This window comes from Mucilaginibacter sabulilitoris (assembly GCF_034262375.1).
Lineage (GTDB): Bacteria > Bacteroidota > Bacteroidia > Sphingobacteriales > Sphingobacteriaceae > Mucilaginibacter > Mucilaginibacter sabulilitoris.
The window spans coordinates 3,284,663-3,304,396 of the sequence record NZ_CP139558.1; the positions used below are offsets into that span (position 1 = coordinate 3,284,663).

At 41.1% G+C, this 19,734-nt stretch carries 18 protein-coding genes; 9 read left to right on the forward strand and 9 right to left on the reverse strand.

Going from position 1 to position 19,734, the window contains the following annotated elements:
• Nucleotides 1-198 precede the first annotated feature (198 nt).
• The 4 genes from SNE25_RS14360 to SNE25_RS14375 all read left to right on the forward strand — a co-directional run bounded on the left by SNE25_RS14360 (nt 199) and on the right by SNE25_RS14375 (nt 1,502).
• Complete coding sequence (locus SNE25_RS14360) at nt 199-747, forward strand: cob(I)yrinic acid a,c-diamide adenosyltransferase (protein ID WP_321565795.1); 549 nt, start codon at nt 199-201, stop codon at nt 745-747.
• A 91-nt stretch (nt 748-838) separates the two neighbouring features.
• A complete protein-coding gene (locus tag SNE25_RS14365; RefSeq protein WP_002996718.1) occupies nt 839-1,060 on the forward strand; it encodes a DUF2795 domain-containing protein in 222 nt (73 codons plus the stop codon).
• A 104-nt stretch (nt 1,061-1,164) separates the two neighbouring features.
• A complete protein-coding gene (locus SNE25_RS14370; protein ID WP_110585189.1) occupies nt 1,165-1,314 on the forward strand; it encodes a lmo0937 family membrane protein in 150 nt (49 codons plus the stop codon).
• A 41-nt stretch (nt 1,315-1,355) separates the two neighbouring features.
• Entirely contained in the window at nt 1,356-1,502 is a 147-nt protein-coding gene (locus SNE25_RS14375) for a lmo0937 family membrane protein (RefSeq protein WP_321565796.1), read from the forward strand.
• Nucleotides 1,503-1,547: 45 nt separating this feature from the next.
• On the opposite strand, the gene SNE25_RS14380 is transcribed toward SNE25_RS14375, so the two are convergent.
• Nucleotides 1,548-2,270 (reverse strand): 2-C-methyl-D-erythritol 4-phosphate cytidylyltransferase, encoded by a 723-nt coding sequence (locus SNE25_RS14380; RefSeq protein ID WP_321565797.1) that lies wholly within the window; start codon nt 2,268-2,270, stop codon nt 1,548-1,550.
• 86 nt (nt 2,271-2,356) lie between these two features.
• Entirely contained in the window at nt 2,357-3,406 is a 1,050-nt protein-coding gene (gene queA / locus SNE25_RS14385) for a tRNA preQ1(34) S-adenosylmethionine ribosyltransferase-isomerase QueA (RefSeq protein ID WP_321565798.1), read from the reverse strand.
• 220 nt (nt 3,407-3,626) lie between these two features.
• Here queA and SNE25_RS14390 point away from each other — a divergent pair, with 220 nt between their 5' ends.
• The 5 genes from SNE25_RS14390 to SNE25_RS14410 all read left to right on the forward strand — a co-directional run bounded on the left by SNE25_RS14390 (nt 3,627) and on the right by SNE25_RS14410 (nt 9,751).
• Entirely contained in the window at nt 3,627-4,874 is a 1,248-nt protein-coding gene (locus tag SNE25_RS14390) for an ABC transporter permease (protein WP_321565799.1), read from the forward strand.
• 8 nt (nt 4,875-4,882) lie between these two features.
• Nucleotides 4,883-5,410: a DUF3347 domain-containing protein gene (locus SNE25_RS14395; RefSeq protein WP_321565800.1), complete on the forward strand. Its 528-nt coding sequence runs from the start codon at nt 4,883-4,885 to the stop codon at nt 5,408-5,410.
• Between the two features lie 196 nt (nt 5,411-5,606).
• Nucleotides 5,607-6,893 carry a citrate synthase gene (locus SNE25_RS14400; RefSeq protein WP_321565801.1) on the forward strand — a complete coding sequence of 429 codons (1,287 nt, stop codon included), beginning with the start codon at nt 5,607-5,609 and terminating at the stop codon, nt 6,891-6,893.
• A gap of 117 nt (nt 6,894-7,010) precedes the next feature.
• Nucleotides 7,011-8,906, forward strand: a complete 1,896-nt coding sequence (locus SNE25_RS14405) for a RecQ family ATP-dependent DNA helicase (protein WP_321565802.1) — start codon at nt 7,011-7,013, stop codon at nt 8,904-8,906.
• Nucleotides 8,907-9,151: 245 nt separating this feature from the next.
• A complete protein-coding gene (locus tag SNE25_RS14410; RefSeq protein WP_321565803.1) occupies nt 9,152-9,751 on the forward strand; it encodes a GIN domain-containing protein in 600 nt (199 codons plus the stop codon).
• A 47-nt stretch (nt 9,752-9,798) separates the two neighbouring features.
• Here the strand turns inward: SNE25_RS14410 and SNE25_RS14415 are convergent, their stop codons facing one another.
• From SNE25_RS14415 to SNE25_RS14445, 7 genes are read right to left on the reverse strand one after another with little or no spacing between them, the layout of a single operon-like run.
• The gene (locus SNE25_RS14415) at nt 9,799-12,111 is read right to left on the reverse strand and encodes a DUF5703 domain-containing protein (RefSeq protein ID WP_321565804.1); all 2,313 of its coding nucleotides are present in this window, start codon (nt 12,109-12,111) and stop codon (nt 9,799-9,801) included.
• Nucleotide 12,112: 1 nt separating this feature from the next.
• Nucleotides 12,113-13,537 carry a sialate O-acetylesterase gene (locus tag SNE25_RS14420; protein ID WP_321565805.1) on the reverse strand — a complete coding sequence of 475 codons (1,425 nt, stop codon included), beginning with the start codon at nt 13,535-13,537 and terminating at the stop codon, nt 12,113-12,115.
• Between the two features lie 5 nt (nt 13,538-13,542).
• Nucleotides 13,543-15,108: a sodium:solute symporter gene (locus tag SNE25_RS14425; protein ID WP_321565806.1), complete on the reverse strand. Its 1,566-nt coding sequence runs from the start codon at nt 15,106-15,108 to the stop codon at nt 13,543-13,545.
• Nucleotides 15,109-15,110: 2 nt separating this feature from the next.
• Nucleotides 15,111-16,277 (reverse strand): four-carbon acid sugar kinase family protein, encoded by a 1,167-nt coding sequence (locus SNE25_RS14430; RefSeq protein ID WP_321565807.1) that lies wholly within the window; start codon nt 16,275-16,277, stop codon nt 15,111-15,113.
• A complete protein-coding gene (gene pdxA / locus SNE25_RS14435; protein ID WP_321565808.1) occupies nt 16,274-17,320 on the reverse strand; it encodes a 4-hydroxythreonine-4-phosphate dehydrogenase PdxA in 1,047 nt (348 codons plus the stop codon). The genes SNE25_RS14430 and pdxA overlap by 4 nt, the downstream gene beginning before the upstream one ends.
• Nucleotides 17,317-18,249 carry a dihydrodipicolinate synthase family protein gene (locus SNE25_RS14440; protein ID WP_321565809.1) on the reverse strand — a complete coding sequence of 311 codons (933 nt, stop codon included), beginning with the start codon at nt 18,247-18,249 and terminating at the stop codon, nt 17,317-17,319. The genes pdxA and SNE25_RS14440 overlap by 4 nt, the downstream gene beginning before the upstream one ends.
• A 6-nt stretch (nt 18,250-18,255) precedes the next feature.
• Nucleotides 18,256-19,422, reverse strand: a complete 1,167-nt coding sequence (locus SNE25_RS14445) for an iron-containing alcohol dehydrogenase (RefSeq protein WP_321565810.1) — start codon at nt 19,420-19,422, stop codon at nt 18,256-18,258.
• Between the last annotated feature and the right edge of the window lie 312 nt (nt 19,423-19,734).

The window sequence follows — 19,734 nt, forward strand, 5'->3', positions numbered from 1 at the left end:
ACTTTCCAAAATAACTCTCGTCCGCTTCACTTGAATACGTTTAAAATTATTTTACTGAAAGAATAATTAAAAATAATGAATTTCAATGACAAACAAAAGCGTGTGGTTTTTTGATTTGATATAGTATTTGACGGTATTTAAAAGAAAGCATTAGCGGATTTTCTATATTTAAAAAAACAAATTTTGCTCATAATCTAAATGAAAATATATACTAAAACGGGTGATAAAGGGTTTACATCATTGATAGGAGGTACCCGCGTGCCTAAGCACCATTTGCGTATTGAAAGCTACGGCACTGTTGATGAACTTAATTCTTATATTGGTCTTATCCGGGATCAGGATATAGCAGGCCACGATAAGGAGATGTTGAAGCAGATTCAGGACAGATTGTTTACTATTGGCTCCTCACTGGCGTCAGACCCCGAGAAGTCAAAAATGATCATACCTGACCTGCATATCGCTGATGTGGAATTGCTGGAACAGGAAATAGATGCCATGAATGGGCAATTGCCTGAATTACGTCATTTTATTTTACCGGGCGGAAATAATATCATTTCGTTTTGCCATATTGCAAGATGTATTTGCCGTAGGGCCGAAAGGATTACCGTTCACCTGTCGGAAGAAAGTACCGTTGACGAAAAAGTGAATGTTTATCTGAACAGATTGAGCGATTACCTGTTCACTTTGGCACGTAAAATTGGAAACGAGCGTAAAATACCTGAAAACCAATGGATACCGCGCATTTGAAAAATTTGAAAAAAAATATTGATATTCCAATTGAAAATATTATACTTTTGCGAAAAAGTTAATTTACTGAAATAAATATAAATAGAGAAACATGTATTGGACACTTGAACTGGCATCTCACCTTGAAGATGCGCCCTGGCCCGCAACAAAAGACGAATTAATTGATTATGCTATTCGTTCAGGAGCTCCTGTAGAGGTTATTGAAAACCTGCAGGCGTTGGAAGACGATGGTGAACCATATGAGAATATCGAAGAAATATGGCCGGACTATCCAACAAAAGACGATTTCTTTTTCAACGAAGACGAATATTAGCAACATAAAAAAAGCCCTTTAACTGAGGGCTTTTTTTATGGCATAACATTTTGGAATGATTTTAGTAATAAGCTTAAAACATTTATCACTTAAATTATATCAAAATGAGAGGCTTATTGTACATTATCGCTGTAATCCTGGTAATAGGATGGCTATTCGGAGCATTTATTCACCCATTTGGTGGTGGCTTAATTCACATACTCTTAGTTATAGCTATTATAGCTGTGCTATTGGGAGTAATCCGAAGGGCATAATCAATCAGATCCTGGGGAGTTAAACTTTAAAACAAATCAATATGAGAGGTTTATTATATATTATCGCCGTTATTCTGGTAATCGGGTGGGTATTTGGATTTTTTGTTAGCCACCTTGGCGGGCTTATTCACATTTTATTAGTTATAGCCGTTATAGCTGTACTCTTAGGAATTATCAGAAGAGCATAAAATCTCTGCCCCGGATTATGAAATTTAAATAGAAACCACTGGTCTTCAGGCCTGTGGTTTTTTATTTAAAAATAGTTCGGCAATGATTAAATCTTCAGGAAAGGTGATCTTTATGTTTTGATGATTACCTTCGATAAGGTGTATTTCAAAACCATATTGTTCCATCACGCTGGCATCGTCTGTAAATTTATCGCTATAAGGTTGTTCATAAGCCTTTTTTAGCAAATCGGCCCTGAAGGTTTGCGGTGTTTGTATCAGGTATATCTGGTCTCTTGATAAACTTACCGATTTACCATTAACTAACTGCCTTACTGAATCGCGGCTTTTAACCGCCGTAACAGCATTGCCATGTTTTTCGGCATACTGATACGATGTTTCGATGATCTGCTTACTGGTAAGCGGGCGTACAGCATCATGGACAGCTATCAGCGAATCTTTGTCAGGTATTTGATCAATTCCGTTTTTTACAGAATGAAAACGTGTTTCGCCGCCTGCTACCAGCAAATGTGGGGTAGTAAATGAGTGAACATCACAAAGTTGCTGCCAGTACGCATGATAGGTCAGCGGTAAAACCAGTACAATAGTCGGAGTTACCCATGATTGTTCAAAAGCCCTGATGGTATGCATCAGCACTGGTAATCCATTAAGTAGCAAAAACTGCTTGGGAACAGCCGATTGCATCCTTGTGCCCGAACCTCCTGCAACTATTACAGCATAGTTTTTTTTAGATGTGAGATGTGAGATATGAGATGTGAGAGGAGAAGACATAGTGCTAATTTTTTTCAAATCTAAAGCAAAAAAAATGAGATATAAGAAAAGTCTCATATCTCAAATCTAATGTCTCAAATCTAAAATTAGATGATCAGCATGGCATCGCCATAGCTGTAAAAACGATATTTTTCTTTTACCGCCACTTCATAAGCATTCATCACATTTTCATAACCGCCAAACGCACAGATCATCATCAACAAGGTTGATTCAGGAGTGTGGAAGTTGGTAATCATGGTGTTAGCGATGCTGAAATCGTACGGAGGGAATATGAATTTGCTTGTCCAGTCGTTAGCCGCTTTAAGTGTTTTGCCTGCAGAAACTGCAGATTCAATAGCGCGCATAGAAGTTGTGCCCACAGCGCAAATGCGTTTTTTACGCTCAATGCCCCGGTTTACAATATCAGCCTGTTTTTGCTCAATAATAAACTGTTCAGAATCCATTTTGTGTTTGGTCAAGTCCTCAACCTCAACCGGGCGGAAGGTGCCTAAACCAACATGCAGGGTAACCTCTGCAAACTCAATGCCTTTTAATTCAAGGCGTTTCATGAGCTCACGGCTAAAATGCAAACCAGCAGTAGGAGCTGCAACTGCACCTTCGTGCTTGGCAAAAATAGTTTGGTAACGTTCTTTATCTTCGGCGGTGGCTTTACGTTTAATGTATTTTGGCAGCGGTGTTTCGCCCAGTATCTCCACATTTCTGCGAAACTCTTCTTCGGTGCCGTCAAATAAAAAGCGGATGGTACGGCCACGTGAGGTAGTATTGTCAACAACTTCTGCAATTAAAAGATCGTCGTCTCCAAAGTACAGCTTATTACCTACGCGTATTTTACGTGCAGGGTCAACCAACACATCCCATAAACGCAGTTCTTTGTTTAATTCGCGCAGCAAAAATACTTCAATAGTTGCGCCGGTTTTTTCTTTATTTCCATATAAACGTGCAGGAAATACTTTGGTATTATTCAGGATCATGACATCCTGGTCGTCAAAATAATCCAGCACGTCTTTAAATATTTTATGCTCAATTTTGCCAGAATCCTTGTGTAAAACCATTAAACGAGCCTCGTCGCGAGTTGCTGATGGGTTATGTGCTACTAATGATTCGGGTAAATTGAATTTAAATTGAGATAATTTCATGTTTGTATTTATGAATTTTCAGGGCGCAAATGTATTAATTTTTTTTGTTAATTTCACCGATTTTTTTATGCACTGCATATTTTGATATGCATTTAGTTTAATCAAAAAATAATGTAACTTAACAGTTGTTACATCGTCTAAAAAACTAATGAGTTGATCATTATTGCTACAGTTAAAAAGGACAATAGATTGATTAACCATTGAGATCAAAATAAGTTGTATGCTATTTTTAAAACTTTTCAGAGAAAGCTTTCTGTTTGCTTATGATGCGCTAAGACAAAACAAACTGCGAACCATGCTTTCATTGCTTGGAGTAACAATTGGCATATTTACTATTATAGCTGTTTTTTCGGCAGTTGATACGTTGCGTAACAACTTGCAGAACAGTGTAAATAAGTTAGGTAACAACAGTGTTTATATCCAAAAATGGCCGTGGGTGGGCGGCAGCGATTTTCCCTGGTGGAAATACCTGCAAAGACCGGTACCAAAGTTAAAGGATTTTAACGAGCTTACACGCCGCAGTCAAACTGCCGAAGCATTGTCATACGAAATATTTATCGACAACCGCACTATTAAGTATCAAAGTAACACCATTGACGGGGCTCAGGTGGATGCAGCATCAAAAGACCATGATAAAACCTGGAACTTTGACTTTGCCTATGGCAGATATTTTACTGAAATGGAATCGAAAACAGGGGCGCCTGTAACCAATATCGGGTATGATATTGCGCAAAGCCTGTTCCCGGGTGGCGATGCCGTAGGCAAACAGATCAAAGTAATGGGCCGCTACGTTACTATAGTGGGTGTTTTTTCAAAACAAGGTAAGGATATGCTGGGTATATCAACCGATAAAGAGGTTTTATTGCCACTTAATTTTGCCCATAATCTTATTGACATACAAAACGAAAAATATGGTCCTCAAATAGTTGTGCGCGGCAGGGTGGGTGTACCGGTTGATGATGTGGAAAGTGAATTGCAGGGACTCATGCGCTCTATCAGGAGCTTAAGACCTGGGCAGGAAGATAATTTTTCACTAAACAGAACAACCATGCTCACTAATGAGCTCGACAGGCTATTCGGTATCATTAATATCGCGGGTGCAATTATAGGTGGTTTCTCTATCCTGGTAGGGGGCTTTGGTATTGCTAATATTATGTTTGTATCAGTAAAAGAGCGCACCAATATCATAGGCATCCAAAAATCACTCGGGGCCAAAAATTATTTTATACTGCTGCAATTTTTAATTGAATCAATAATACTTTGTTTATTGGGTGGATTAATAGGCTTATTACTTGTTTACTTCTTAACTTTTGGGGTTAAGGCTGTTTTTGATATACAAGTGGTACTCGATTTAAAAAATATTATAGTTGGTATTGGTACTTCTGTTACAATAGGTGTAATTTCGGGCATTATACCGGCGTATTTTGCTTCAAGACTCGACCCTGTTGAGGCTATACGCACAAACTAAGCTCAACAATGAAGGTCATCAACAACGTAATTCTTTTTAGTCTCCTTATCGCCGTAACGGCGTGTAACCAAACCGCCAAACCAGTAAAAGATGAAGTAGTAAAAATAGATAGCAATAAAGCAGTAGTAGCCCAGGTGGTTGATACCGCCAATACTGCTGAGGTATTTAACGCTTACATTGGTTTAAAAAATCAGTTTTTAAGATCGGACGTTGATAGCATTAAAAACACGGCTTTGGGGCTGGAAAGTAAACTTGCAGGCATTAAAGGCTGTACCGAAACTGCCACGCTTGCCCATCAGATAGCAACATCAACTGATATCAAAGTACAAAGAAATACTTTTTTGATTTTAAGTAAAGATATTGTTACGCTTGTTAAAGGCTCAAAATTTAAATCAGCCCCAATCTATGTTGATTATTGCCCCATGGCCGATAATGGCAAGGGTGGCTACTGGCTCTCAGTAAATAAATCCATCGAAAATCCGTATTTTCCAGAGCATATGAAGGAGTGCGGCCAAGTTAAAGAGCAGATAAATTAAGCTTTATTATTCGATTTGTGCAAACATTTTGATCGGCTTTGCGGTTAATGTGTTTTTTACACAATAATTGATAAGTGTAATTAGCAAAACTGCGTTAATTTAATAGATTTGCACATAAAATTTACAAACTGTAAATGATCTGAGGGTTATTACTACACAGATTTAATTACATTTGTTGCAGATACAAATATTTTCTATGTCGGAAACAGCACAACTAAAAATTGGTGATAAAACATTTGACCTCCCGGTAATAGAGGGCACTGAAGGTGAAAAAGCAATTGATATTTCTAAGCTCCGGGATCAGAGCGGTTTTGTAACTCTTGATATCGGCTACAAAAACACAGGAGCAACAAAAAGTGCAATTACCTTTTTAGATGGCGAAAAAGGCATATTAAAATATCGCGGTTACACCATAGAACAACTGGCCGAAAATGCCAGCTTTATTGAAGTAGCCTATCTGCTTATAAATGGCGAATTACCTACCGAAAAGCAGCTTGCTGATTTTCAGTATGAGATAAGCCGGCATACCCTGGTTCATGAGGATATGAAGAAGTTTTTTGACGGGTTTCCGTCAAAATCGCACCCAATGGGGCAGCTTTCATCATTGGTAGGAGCCTTAGCGGCATTTAATCCTGAATCACTAAAATCAGGTCTTACTACCGAGGAAGTAAATTTGGAGATTAAAAAGCTGTTGGCCAAAATGAGTACTGTGGTATCATGGATCTACAAAAAATCGTTAGGGCACCCGGTAGTTTATCCGCAAAATAAATATGATTATGTGACCAACTTCCTGTACATGACCTTTGCAGAACGTACAGAGGATTATAAAGTTGATAAGGTTATAGTTGACGTAATGAACAAATTGCTGATACTCCATGCCGATCATGAGCAAAATTGCTCAACATCAACCGTTCGTATCGTTGGTTCATCTGATGCTAACTTGTATGCTTCAATTTCGGCTGGAATATCAGCCCTTTGGGGGCCGTTACATGGCGGTGCAAACCAGGCGGTAATTGAAATGCTGGAGAAAATCAAGAATGATGGTGGTGATACAGACAAATGGATAGCGAAAGCAAAAGATAAAAATGATCCATTCCGTCTGATGGGATTTGGTCATCGGGTATATAAAAACTTTGATCCAAGGGCCAAGATTATCAAGAAGGCCTGCGATGATATATTAGAGAAGCTGGGTATTAACGATGAAGTGCTGGAAATAGCTAAAAAGCTGGAAGAAGTAGCATTAAAAGATCCATATTTTGTAGAGCGGAAGTTATATCCGAATGTTGATTTTTACTCTGGTATTATTTACAGGGCTTTAGGTTTCCCTACCGAAATGTTTACCGTACTGTTTGCCCTGGGCCGTTTACCGGGATGGATAGCACAGTGGAAAGAAATGAAAGAGAACAAGGAGCCTATCGGCCGCCCTCGTCAGATATATACTGGTGACACTACTAAGGAGTATATAGATATAAAGAAAAGATAACGTTGAGGCTATAAGCCTTTATAATAATCTGTAACCAATGAAATAGCGATGATTTTATCATCGCTATTTTTTTTACCTCTCCATTCACCTTATATCATTTATATTTGACCTCGCCACATGACCATAGAGGAAATATTAAAACAGTACTGGAACCATGATAGCTTTCGGCCTATGCAGGCCGAGATCATCAAGTCTGTTTTATTAGGGCATGATACTTTAGCGCTTTTGCCAACCGGTGGTGGTAAATCAGTTTGTTTCCAGGTACCTGCATTGGCCAAAGAGGGGATATGCATTGTCATATCGCCCCTCATAGCGCTAATGAAAGACCAGGTAGAAAACTTAAAGGCGAAGGGCATCAATGCGGTAGCCATAGTATCTGGCATGGGGGTACGTGAAATTGACCTTGCACTTGACAACTGTATTTACGGAACCGTTAAGTTTTTATACCTGTCGCCCGAGCGCTTACTTTCTGAACTGGTGCGCGAGCGCATCAAATACATGAAGGTAAACCTCATTGCGGTTGACGAGGCGCATTGTATATCACAATGGGGGTACGATTTCAGGCCCCCGTACCTGCACATTGCCGATCTGCGCGAGCTGCACCCTGATGTGCCTGTGCTGGCGCTTACCGCGACGGCCACATCAGAGGTTAAAGAAGATATCCAACAAAAGCTGCGGTTTAAGTCGCCGGTTATCTATCAGCAAAGTTTTGAGCGCCGTAACATCAGCTATGTAGTGCAGGATGCGGAGAATAAATACCGTAAAATGCTCGATATAGCAAATGGGGTTAAAGGCAGCGGTATTATATATGTACGCAGCCGTAAAGACGCGGCAGAGATAGCCAAATACTATAATGATAATGGTATTAAGGCCGATTATTATCACGCCGGCCTTTCGATGGATCAGCGAGCCGAGAAACAGGAAAGCTGGAAAAATAACCGCACCCGGGTAATGGTAGCCACCAATGCCTTTGGAATGGGTATTGATAAGCCTGATGTTCGTTTCGTAATACATAAGGACATGCCCGAAAGTCTGGAAGCTTATTACCAGGAGGCGGGCCGTGGCGGGCGGGACGAGCACAAGGCATACGCTATCCTATTGTATACTCACGCCGACAGATTAAAACAGAAAAAAATGTTTCTGCTCAATTTTCCGTCGGTTGAGGAGATCAAACATGTTTACCATTGTTTGGCTAATTATTACCAATTAGCCTATGGTGCCGGCGAAGGCTTAAGCTTTGATCTTGACCTTGGCGACTTTTGCAGCCGCTTTAAGTTGGATGCTATAAAAACACTCAACGCCCTCAAGTTTTTGGAGAAGGATGAATACTTGTCATTTAACGAAAGCGTGTCTTTGCCATCCCGTTTCCGGTTTGAGGTAGTGAACGAGGTATTGTATAATTTTCAGATACAAAATGCAGGCTGGGATCCGTTTATCAAAACACTGCTGCGCTCGTATGGCGGCTCGTTTGAAAACTATGTACGCTTAAAAGAGTACGACCTGGCTAAACGTACCAACCTCAACGTTCAGCAGGTAATTGACGGCCTGATGCAGTTGCAAGGCTTTGGCCTGATCAGCTATATGAAGCAAACCGACCAACCACAGGTTACCTATTTAAAACCAAGGCAGCAAGCCAACCGGCTTTTTATTAACCGGAAATACATTGAGGAACGTAAGGAAACTTACCGCCAAAAGATGGAAGCGGTATTTGCTTATGCTGTGCATAAAAAATGCCGCAGCCAAATGCTGTTGGCTTATTTTGATGAACCTAACGCCCGCAAATGTGGCGTTTGCGATGTTTGCCTGGAAGAAAAAAGGAAAAAAAATGTCGACGAGATATTTGATAACATTACCCATGAAATTGTGCAGCTGCTTACTATATCAACTCCAGATATTGATGCATTAATCACCACCATTAACATAGGCACCGAAAAAGAAAAGATGGAAACCCTTCGTCTGCTGCTTGATGCCGGCAAAATTAAAACCGACGGCGAAAAGTATTATTTAGCATAAGCTTGCTGTTTCGTTACCTCCCGGACAAGATCCGGTACTGTCTTTTCTTTGTAATCCTCTGAATCTGATAATTGGGGTTAAAATTTCTTTCCGTTTTTACCGAAACAATCCTTTCGTTTACCGACAAAAACCCGGCGTATAACTATTAGAGGCTGCTTTGCTGTAACGTTTTAAAATTGGGGGCGTCATATCTGTGTATTTAAAATAACAATAATTAATCAACTGACAATCAAAATATTAATATCATGAAAACTAACTTAATAGCCATCTTTACAGTAGTAGTTACCGTACTTGGCATCGCAAATTCAACTCAAGCCGCTGTTAATAACAACAACAATGCAGGCGTAGTTTTAACCGACATTTCTAAAATCAATAAAATTGAGATTTACGGCAATGTTAAAGTATATGTATCAAACGGCGACGCCGATCAGGTAAAGGTTTATAACCGTTATTATTCAGAAAGCGCATTGGTTCAATCACGCAACGGTGTATTACGTATCTCATCATACAAAGCCGAAAAACTGGAAGTTTGGGTAACAGCAAAAGAACTGAACGCTATAACTGCTTATGATAATGCCGAAGTTAAATCATTTGGAAATCTTTCGGCCATTGAGCTTGATGTGAAATTATACAATAACGCATCTGCCGATTTAAAATTGGATGCTTTTAGCGCAGCCGTTACCATGAACGACAAAACCCGTGCTAACCTGAGTGGTAATGTAAGTGAATATAGCTTAAACCGCAGTGTTGCTTCAAGTGTAAACAGAACCCATTTGGTTGTCGATCATTCAACCGAAGTAACAAATGGTATAAAAGCAAAAGCCAGCGAATATGCATTTTTATAACAGTAACCCATCATATAATGAAAGCCACCTGGAAGCCGGGTGGCTTTTTATTGAATCATCATTGTAATGTCCTTCTTCCGCTCTTCTGGGAATACTTTCAGGTCCTTAACTTTTCCATCCCTTAATGTTGCCTCAACAGTTGTATTATACGGTGCATGGAGCTTAAAATGCACATCCCAATCCTTTGGCCATGAAGGGAAGAGGTAGATCTTTTTATCATCAACCTGCAGCAGCATTTCCTGCAGACCAATCATGCCAGAACCGCCCCAGTTGTGGTCGGGTGTCCAGTCAAAACCTGGCCCCCAAAAAGCAGGAAAACGCCTGCCAGAGTCTTTAAGTTTAAATGTAGTGAGTTCAGCCGCTTCTTTTGTTAAACCTAAGCGGGCTGCAAATATATTATCCTGCTTCCATCCAATACCGCTTCTGAATTTAATTGCAAGGGTATCGAGCTTCCAGGTATTTAGCGGGATATCAATTCCGGGTTTGCCAACACCAAATATGCCCCAGGGGAACACCGGATAAAACTGCGGACTTTCTACATTGCTTACACGCTCCCATGATTTAGCAGGGGTAAATACCTTGTGCCCATCGGTTTCACCAAAACTAAGCGGAGGGATACGCTTTAATAACCCCTGCAGTTTTAACCGCTCGGTGTTATTCAGATAATTATCTGGCAGCGCCAGCAAACGTTGAGTTATAGTTTGTAATGCCGCTATAGTGGAGTTTGAATTATAGGTCATTTTAAAGGTTTCGGTTGACGAGCCCGGGTATAAAACCAAATGACCGTTACCATCAAGCGCTTTGCTGCTGCGTAAGCGCGACAGGTATTGGTAGTGTTCGTCAAAAAATGTCAAACAACTTTCTATAAAAGGGATATACTGGTGAATGTCTTTGCCGGCATAATGCTCTGTTTCCAGCATCATCAGGCAAAACTCAAATACGGTGTCCCAGGTATACTCCAGCCATGTGTTATATTCTACGCCTTTATCAAAACTGACCGGACGTTTCCATGCATACTCAGCGCTGTTAGGCAGACCGAAATTTTCGACTTGCTCGGTAAAGCAGGCGCCCTGATGCCCCCAGTAGACCTGACTGCGCAATTCGGCATTGTGCAAAGAACGGAGGTAAAAGTCAAACTGCGGTTTCATTAAATCAAAATCACCGCTTTTAAGCATAGGGAAATATACCAGTCGCTGGTTTTGCGCTGTCATCAGCCCGCCGCCCCAATTACGAAAATCGGGAGTATAATCGGTTTTAGGGTTTACAAAAACAGGGTCATAAGTAAATAGACCACCGTTGAATTTGGTGGGATATTGCCCGTAAGCATTACAGCCCAGCATATACCTGAACAATTGATAGTTTTTACCGGTTTGATATGCGGCAGTATCAGCAGCGGGTTTATTGGTGTTGATAAAGACAAAACTCTTGTCCCAATATTGTTTCCACCAGTCAGCGGTTTTTTGCCATGCGGTTTTTTGATTGACGCGGGCATCTTGTATAACTTTATTAAGCCCGTTTTGCCATTGATCAGCAGACGCAGCCTGTTCTGTATTTAAATAAATATCGATATCCTGATTACGGACAGGTTTTATGCTTTGAAGTTTCCATCCTTCAAAATCAGTATTAATGTACTTACCCTTATAGGTACCTGCAGGTTTTAAGTTCGCACCACGCATTAATCCGCCGAAGGTGAGGTTCTTGAGCGGATTGAAAATTTGCTGCTTTACTGCATCCATTCCCTGCTGTTTTACGGTTACATCAAATATGGTAGAATCGAGGTTGTGATGATAAAACAGCACCCCATCATTATTAAAGGCTATCTCATCTTTTAATGTTTTAACCTGGCCCTGCGGTGAAAATTTCCATGAGCCCTGGTTATTCTCGGTACCTTTTACTGATCTGTCCTGATAGCGCCAACTTTCAAAAGCAGCTTCGGTTTTTATTGCTTTATTGCTTTTGATGCTGAGGTGTATCACCGGCCGGTAAACATCAACCCAAAGCTTAATTTGGGCCGATATACCACTGCTTTTACCATCAATGAACACGGTGCCGTTATGGAGCGTTAATTCCTGTTTAAACTCGCCGCCATCAAAGGGATTAGGGGATAGCTTAACTCTTATCCGGCCCAGTTTAAGCATCGCGTTATTCTCATCAAACGTGCCGCTTCGGGCTATATAGAAAAGCAATTCACCATGCTCCACCCATACATTCAGGCCAATATCGCCGCCGCCGCATGGCATAGATTCGCTCGAATTTTTGCTCTGGCTTGTCCAGGTTGGGTTGTACCGGTCAATATCGGTTTGCGCCAGTGCAGTAATGGCATTGTATAGAAGGAGGCTCAGCAGCAGCGTTTTTTTCATATTACCAATCGTCGGTTCTGAACGAAGAAGCAGGTAGTCCGTTGGTGCCAAACAAATCGCCCACTATAAAATCCCTGAAAGCATACCGAACAGCCACCGGCTCCTTAACCAATGGTGAAGATACAACAATAGTACTACCTGATATGGCAGCCTGCGCGGGGTGGAACATCTTGTCTTTACCTGCAATTTCAAAGCACTCCATTGGCTTATTGAATGAGGTAAGACCATTTTCGGCATGATCAAACCTGATGATGGCTCTTTGCCCCTCTATGTTTATACTTTTAAATATTGGGCTGGCATAATCAAAGCCCTTAACGCCGTAGGTTTGTGCGAGAGCAATATAGGCAAGCCTGGAACCCACAGGTTCTTTACGCGGGGGGTGTATGGTAGCTTGCTCGCCAATATCAAGCAGTACCGCCATGCCGCTATTGGGAATTACACTTAATGATTTACGCTGAGCATCCCGAAGGTAAGCCGAATTGTATTTGCCGCCAGAATTGTAGGGAGGGAGCTGTGCATAATCGTAAGGCGCAATCTGTACATAGTAAAAAGGAAAATCACCCTGGCCCCATAGCGCACGCCAGCGTTTTACCATGGCCGGGAATAGTTTTTCATACTGGTCCGGACGTTCATAGTTTGATTCGCCCTGATAATATATGCAGCCTTTTATACCATAACCAATAACCGGGTTAAACATGCCATTAAACAGGGTTGTAGGCGTACGCGAGACCGCTTTAATTGAATCTGTTTTGGCAGGGATTTTTATCTCGGGAAAATCTTTTAAACCTTCGGCGTCCATCCAGGCCTCGGCACTTGAGCCGCCATAACAATCACTTATAAGACCAACAGGCACGTGCAACATCTCATTCAACAACCTGCCAAAATAATAACCCGTTGCACTAAAATTTGCCACAAACTCTGGCGATGCTGCATGCCACACAGAAGGCTTACTGTTTTCCTGTGCGGTAGTTACTGATGAGCGCGGAACTGTATAAACATGAATGTTGCTGCTGGCCGATTTAAGTATGGCATCAACCGAACCTATTATAGGTTGACTTTTATAACCTTTCATCGGTATTTCCATGTTTGATTGCCCGGTGCAGAGCCAAACTTCGCCTATCAATACATTATGCAGATTGATGGTTGAGTCGCCCTTTATAGTTATGGTGTATGGTCCGCCATATACAGGGGTAGCTACTTTTGTCATCCATTTTCCGGTAGCGCCAGCCTTCACGTTATAGCTTTTTTTGTTCCAGGATGTGGTTATAGTAATGCTTCTACCAGCTTTGGCCCAGCCCCATATCGGTGCCTGGCTCTGTTGCTGCAATACCATATTGTCTGTAAATAACGACGCTAATTTTTGGGCCTTTACTGTGATATTAAAAAAAAGAGTGCAGATGAGTAATGGGAGAAGTTTAATTTTCATTGGTATTATTTATTCAATTTATTGGCGCGTTTGGCTTCGAGCCATCCACTGAAAAGAAGATTTTTATTAAGCTCGGGTTTAGGGAAAAACAGGCTCGCAACGTAACCTACAATGATCACTACTAAATGGCTGTAAACACCCAGCATATATTTGTGCTGATTAAAGTTGTATTTTCCCAAATCGAGTAAAATATGTTTCTCATTTCCTAAGCCAATTTTTGTGGAGGTCAAAAAAGCATAGGCTGTAAAAATGATACAAGCGGTAATGCCGATGTTAAGTCCCTGACGATTAGCCCTGCTGCTGAATAAGCCCAAAAGAAATATGCCTGCTATACCGCCCGAAAATATGGCATATAAGGTAAATACAATACCTAATGCTCCCTCATCACCAGCCAGCAGATAAAGCGTAGCAATCATTATAGCCCCGATACCAGCAAATACAACAATCCATCGCCCAGCCTTTAAATATTCTTCATCGGTTCTGTTAGGTCTGAATTTTTTATAATAATCCTCTACACCAATCGCCGAAAGGCAGTTCAAATCGGCACCAAGGCTTGATATAGCTGCCGATATCAACGCCGCCAGAATTAGTCCTACTACACCGGTTGGCAGTTTACTCATAATAAAATAGGGAAAAACTGCATCAGCCTTAATGCCGGCAGGTAAAGGGTTTTGCTGGTAAAATGCAAACAGTGCTGTACCAATAAACATAAACAAAGCCCATAATGGAACGGTTAAAGCCACACCCAATATAGAAGCCCTGATAGCCGCCTTATCCGTTTTAGCGGTAAGATAGCGCTGTACCATGGTTTGATCTGTGCCGTATTTTTGAATAGCGTAAAACACACCATTAATGGCCATGACAATAAAGGTGAGTTTTTTAAAATCCCAGGTATAGGGGCCGAAATTATTTTTATGATTGATGGACGCAATATGCCAAAGCTCCGGGAACCCTCCCTTAATAGAGAAAATAAGGATAAAGAATGATACGATACCGCCACCGATGAGCAGGAAACCTTGCACTACATCGGCCCAGATCACGGCTTCGATACCACCAATTAATGTAATTACAATAATTACAAAACCAATAACCCAAATAATGGCGAATGTATTAGTATTGGTCATGTTTGCCAGTGCCAGCGCCAATAAAAAGAATACCGTGCCCATTTTTGAAAAGTGGGTTAGTACAAAACTGATGGAACTATAAAAGCGGGCGAATGTGCCGAACCGTTTTTCAAAATATTCATACGTACTTACGCCAATTACTTCGCGGTAAAGCGGAACGATAAACCATACCATTAAAAGCAATATTATGGGCACCATTAAGCCTTGTACAAGCAATATCCAGTTTGATGAAAAGCCCTCGCCAGGGTATGCCAGGAAGGTTACACTACTAATGAGTGTTGCCATAAGCGACATACCAATCGCCCAGGCAGGAATAGAACCGCGGGAAACGAAATATTTTTTGGTTGAGTTTTGACCTTTTGAAAATCTAAGACCGATAGTTAGAGAAATAGCCAGGGCTATTGCAATAATGATATAATCTGCCAGGTGCAGAGTTTCATGTTTCATAATTAGCTATAAGTTGTAGTTTCCCAAACAGGAGCTGGCCACTCATAACTGCCGGGTTTTAAAGTTACACATAATTGGTTATTGCCGGCTATACCCATGCGGATAACACCTGGACTTAACTGTTTTATTGGATACAGTTTTGAAATATTTAGCTCTGATAATATGGCCCATGCAGTTGCTCCGCCTTCAATTAGCAGCTCATGTAATGGCGCTTGCTGGTTTATATGGTTTACAATTGCACCCATTTTGCGGGTAAGCTGTACCGGATCGATATATATTCCTTTTGTAATATCGGGATGGATGGCTATAATAGTATTGCGGTGTTTTTTTAAGCTTTGAACAACAGAACCGGTAAAGGATTCATATAAATGTTGCGGCATATTATCGTTGCCGAGAAGTTCTATCGGGAGATAGACTACCGGAACATTGTTAATTAGCGTATCTTCAATAGGATATCTGCCCTGATGAAATGTACTGCCAAATACAAATAAACGCGATGCTGATTCCTGTGTGAATGTTGGAGTAGCTGCGGTATCTTTTTCGCGGATCAGATATTTGAGCAGCCTGTTGAATAAACCCGATGCGCCTGCGATAATGGTATTATTATCAGCTTGTTCGATCCAATATTCCAGATCACGTACGCCGGCAGCCTCACCTACGATTATACCGGCATCCGGAATTTTTTCATTTATTTTAAATAATGGCAAATTTTCATCGGCCCGAAGCATTGTTCGAACGTTTGATGAGGTAGCTGGGAAATCCGGATCAACCGAATAGTTACTTAGGTGTACTGGAATGTTTTTATAATAGTAAGTGCCATTAACAACTCTTTTGCCATGTTCGGGGTTACCCGGGATGATCAATGCCCTTTTTAAGCCGGATGCTTCCAGATGGCTGCTAACCTCATCTAAAACATGGCCGCGTAATGCAGAATCGATCTTCTTGTATAACAAGTGGGGCTTAAGCGCCATAACCTGACGGGTAAGCTCATGAACTTTTGTTTTTGCTTCGGTTGCTTTTAGCGAACGAGTATCCGTAGCGATGATCAGTAAATCGGCATTACAATTGATTTCAACAGTGGTATTCACCTCTGTTTTTAGATGGTAATCCAATCCTATACCCGCCAGTTCGGCAGCCCCTGTAAGATCATCTGCAATTACGGCTATCATGCATTTTGATTTAACCTCGCTTTGCTCAACTGTACGGCCGATTCAATGGCCAGTATCATGGCATCGCTGCTGGCTACACCTTTCCCCGCTATTTCAAATGCAGTACCATGATCAACCGATGTGCGGATAATGGGTAGCCCCATAGTAATATTAACTCCCTTTACACTGTCCATTTGTTGTTTTTGTGCATTCCACTTAAAACCGGTAAGTTTAAAGGGTATATGTCCTTGGTCATGATACATGGCCACTATACCACCGTAATAACCGGTTGACGCTTTTGAAAACAGGGTGTCGGCGGGTACCGGGCCTTCCACCTGATAACCAGCTTCCCGTGCCTCTTGAACGGCTGGTAATATTTCCAGATCATCTTCTGTTCCAAATAATCCAGAATCCCCCGCATGTGGATTTAATCCGGCCACCCCAATTTTGAGATTGGTTTCACCCAGCTGTATCAAGCCATTGTGTAATAACTCAATTACCTGAATGATCCTTTCTTTTTTTACCAGATCACATGCCTGACGTAAGGAAACATGGGTTGATACATGAATAACTTTCATGTTTTCTTCAACCAGCAGCATGGCATATTTTTTAGTGTTGGTAAAATGAGCGTATATTTCAGTATGTCCGGCAAAATGGTGACCAGCCTCATTTACCGATTTTTTATTGATGGGGCCGGTAACAGTGGCGTCAACCTCACCTGCAAGTGCAAGTTCAATTACCTTTTTTACCGCTTCAAAAGAAGCATTGCCAGCCATTGCCGAAATTTCGCCAAAGCGTAGCTGGCCCATATCTACATTTTGCAGGTCAAATACATCTGGTTCACCATAAATGAATTTTGCATCACTGATGCTTTTAATGACATTGATTTTGGCATTGGTATCCAACCTTTTAATGATGTCATTAAAAACAGAGGCATCGCCAATAATTACCGGGTTACAAATTTCAAATATGCGTTCGGTTAACAAGGCTTTTATGGCTATTTCTGGCCCTATACTGGCCGGATCGCCCATGGTAATTCCTATAACTGGTTTGTCGCTAATCATTGATATATAGGTAAATTAAGGTTTTCCTGAGTGATGATACTTTGCAGGGCTTGCTGCAATTCTACTGCATCGGCCGGTAATACTTTTTGAAGCGGAGGCATCATGTATGACCTACACAGGCCCGCGCTTTCCATTAATGATTTTAATGCAGCCAATGAGCCACCTAACAAACGTTTGCTTTGATAAAGATCGCCCAGGATGTTTGAATGTCTTTGTAAAGACAAAGCAGCAGGTTCATCATTACTTTCGGCGGCTACCAGCATTTTATAATAAATATCAGGGAATAAATTACCTGTACTTGGCACGAGTCCGTCACCACCTGCAAACAGCGAATGTGCAGATTGTGCTCCCCATCCTAAAAAATGGCTGAAATCAGATCTGGTGGCCCATAGGTCGAGTGATTGTTTTAACCGCTCATGGTTACGTTCAGAATCTTTTGTCCCTACAATATTATCGTGAAAACTCAACTCATTTAATAAGGGTAAATGTATAGAAGTGTGAGTTGTTGCCGGTATGTTATAAATAATTAAAGGCAAAGGAATTTTATCGGCCAGCGTTTCAAAGTAGTCCTTTATTTCCTGGTCGGTTAGGGTAAAGTATGCAGGTAGATGGGCAACAACTACGTCAACCCCTTCATCAGCACAATGTTTGGCCAGTGTTATTGAATCGGCCACGCAGTTTGATGATATACCTGCATAAAGCATTTTGTTTGGTTGCTTAAGTTTTGAAGCCAGTTTAATAAAATCAAGTTTTACATCACTGGGCAATGATGATGCTTCGCCCGTGGTGCCCAATATAAACGGAACGCCGCCGTAATTAAAAATGTTATCAAAAATTTTCTCAACAGCTTCGTGATCCAGCTTGTAGTTTTCGGTTAAAGGGGTAATTGCAGGCACCACCAGGCCATTATATTTCTTTTTTACTTTCATTTTATTTCAATAAGCTGCCTCATAAATATTGATAGCATCATCAAATCCTATCGGACGGGGATTATTTTTTAATAGTCTGGTAATTTTCATGGCATCTGCGGCCATTACAGGTATAGTATCCTTATTCACACCTGCCTCACTTAATCTTGATGGTATGCCGCATTGTTCAATCAGTTCCTTAATTTTAGCTACTCCGGCGTTCGCTGTTTCGGTATCAGTTTTACCACTGTTACAGCCCAAAGCACGGGCTACGTCTGCATAACGTGCCGGTGCGGCAGGTATATTAAACTCCATTACATAAGGCAGCAACAGCGCATTTGAAAGGCCATGCGCAATATGGAACATGCTGCCTAAAGGATAGGATAGGGCATGTACCCCTGCAGTGTTTACAGGCCCAAGGCAAAATCCTCCCAACATGCTCCCGATGGCCAATGGTGTGCGTATGCTTTCGTCGCCCCCGGTTTTAACTGCCTTTACCAAATTGGCTGCAATAAGCCGCATGCCCTCATAAGCGTACATATCAATAAAAGGATGCGCAAATAAATTGGTGTAAGCCTCAAGGCAATGCGTAAGTGCATCAAGCCCGGTTGCCGCGGTAATATCAGGTGGCAGGTTAAAAGTTAATGAAGGGTCAAGGATCACGGTATCCGGAACAAGGTAAGGGCTTATAATGCCTTTCTTCTGATTGTCGGCATTGTCAATCAGGATAGCGTTCGGGGATACCTCACTACCTGTGCCGGCAGTGGTTGGCACACAAATTAATTTGATACTACGTTTTTTGAGCAGACCAATGCCTGTTATATCGTTTAATGTTTGATCATTATCAAGCTGGGCCGCCAATAGCTTAGCTACATCCAATACACTGCCCCCGCCAATACCTATAACCACATCAACCGGTGCATTGGTTACTGAATTTATCAAACCCGCGAAGTCTTGAAATGATGGCTCCTGTACAATTGATGTGTTTACCTGAACATTTATGTTCTGGTCTTTAAGTTGTTGTATAAGCGGGTCGAGTTTTGTCAAAAGAACAGTTATAGTAACAATCAGCACATTAGCATATCCTGCTGCAGTTACTTCATCTGCCAGTTTCATAAGTGAATCTTTGCCAATAATTATTTGTGCGGGAAACCTGATAGTAATATCCCGGTAGGCATTATCTGTTCGTATCATATATATTTATATATGGAGTATTTTGAGTCCACTTTACCATGAAATAAATAAAGGTTGGTCAATTGGTTGATATGAACAAAGATGTGCAAAGGCACACCTCATTTTTACTTAGGTGTTATCAAGTTATTGTACGATATTATCTAAAAGTAACTTTTATTGTGGTGTTGTTAATACCTAATATATTTAAACTTTAAGTATAAATATACTCCTTTAACGTAAACAGACTTTACGTGTAATACTCAAAACAACGAGACAGTTCATGATAGTTGATCAACGTATCACAACTACTTTGGCAAAAAGGGATTAAGATAG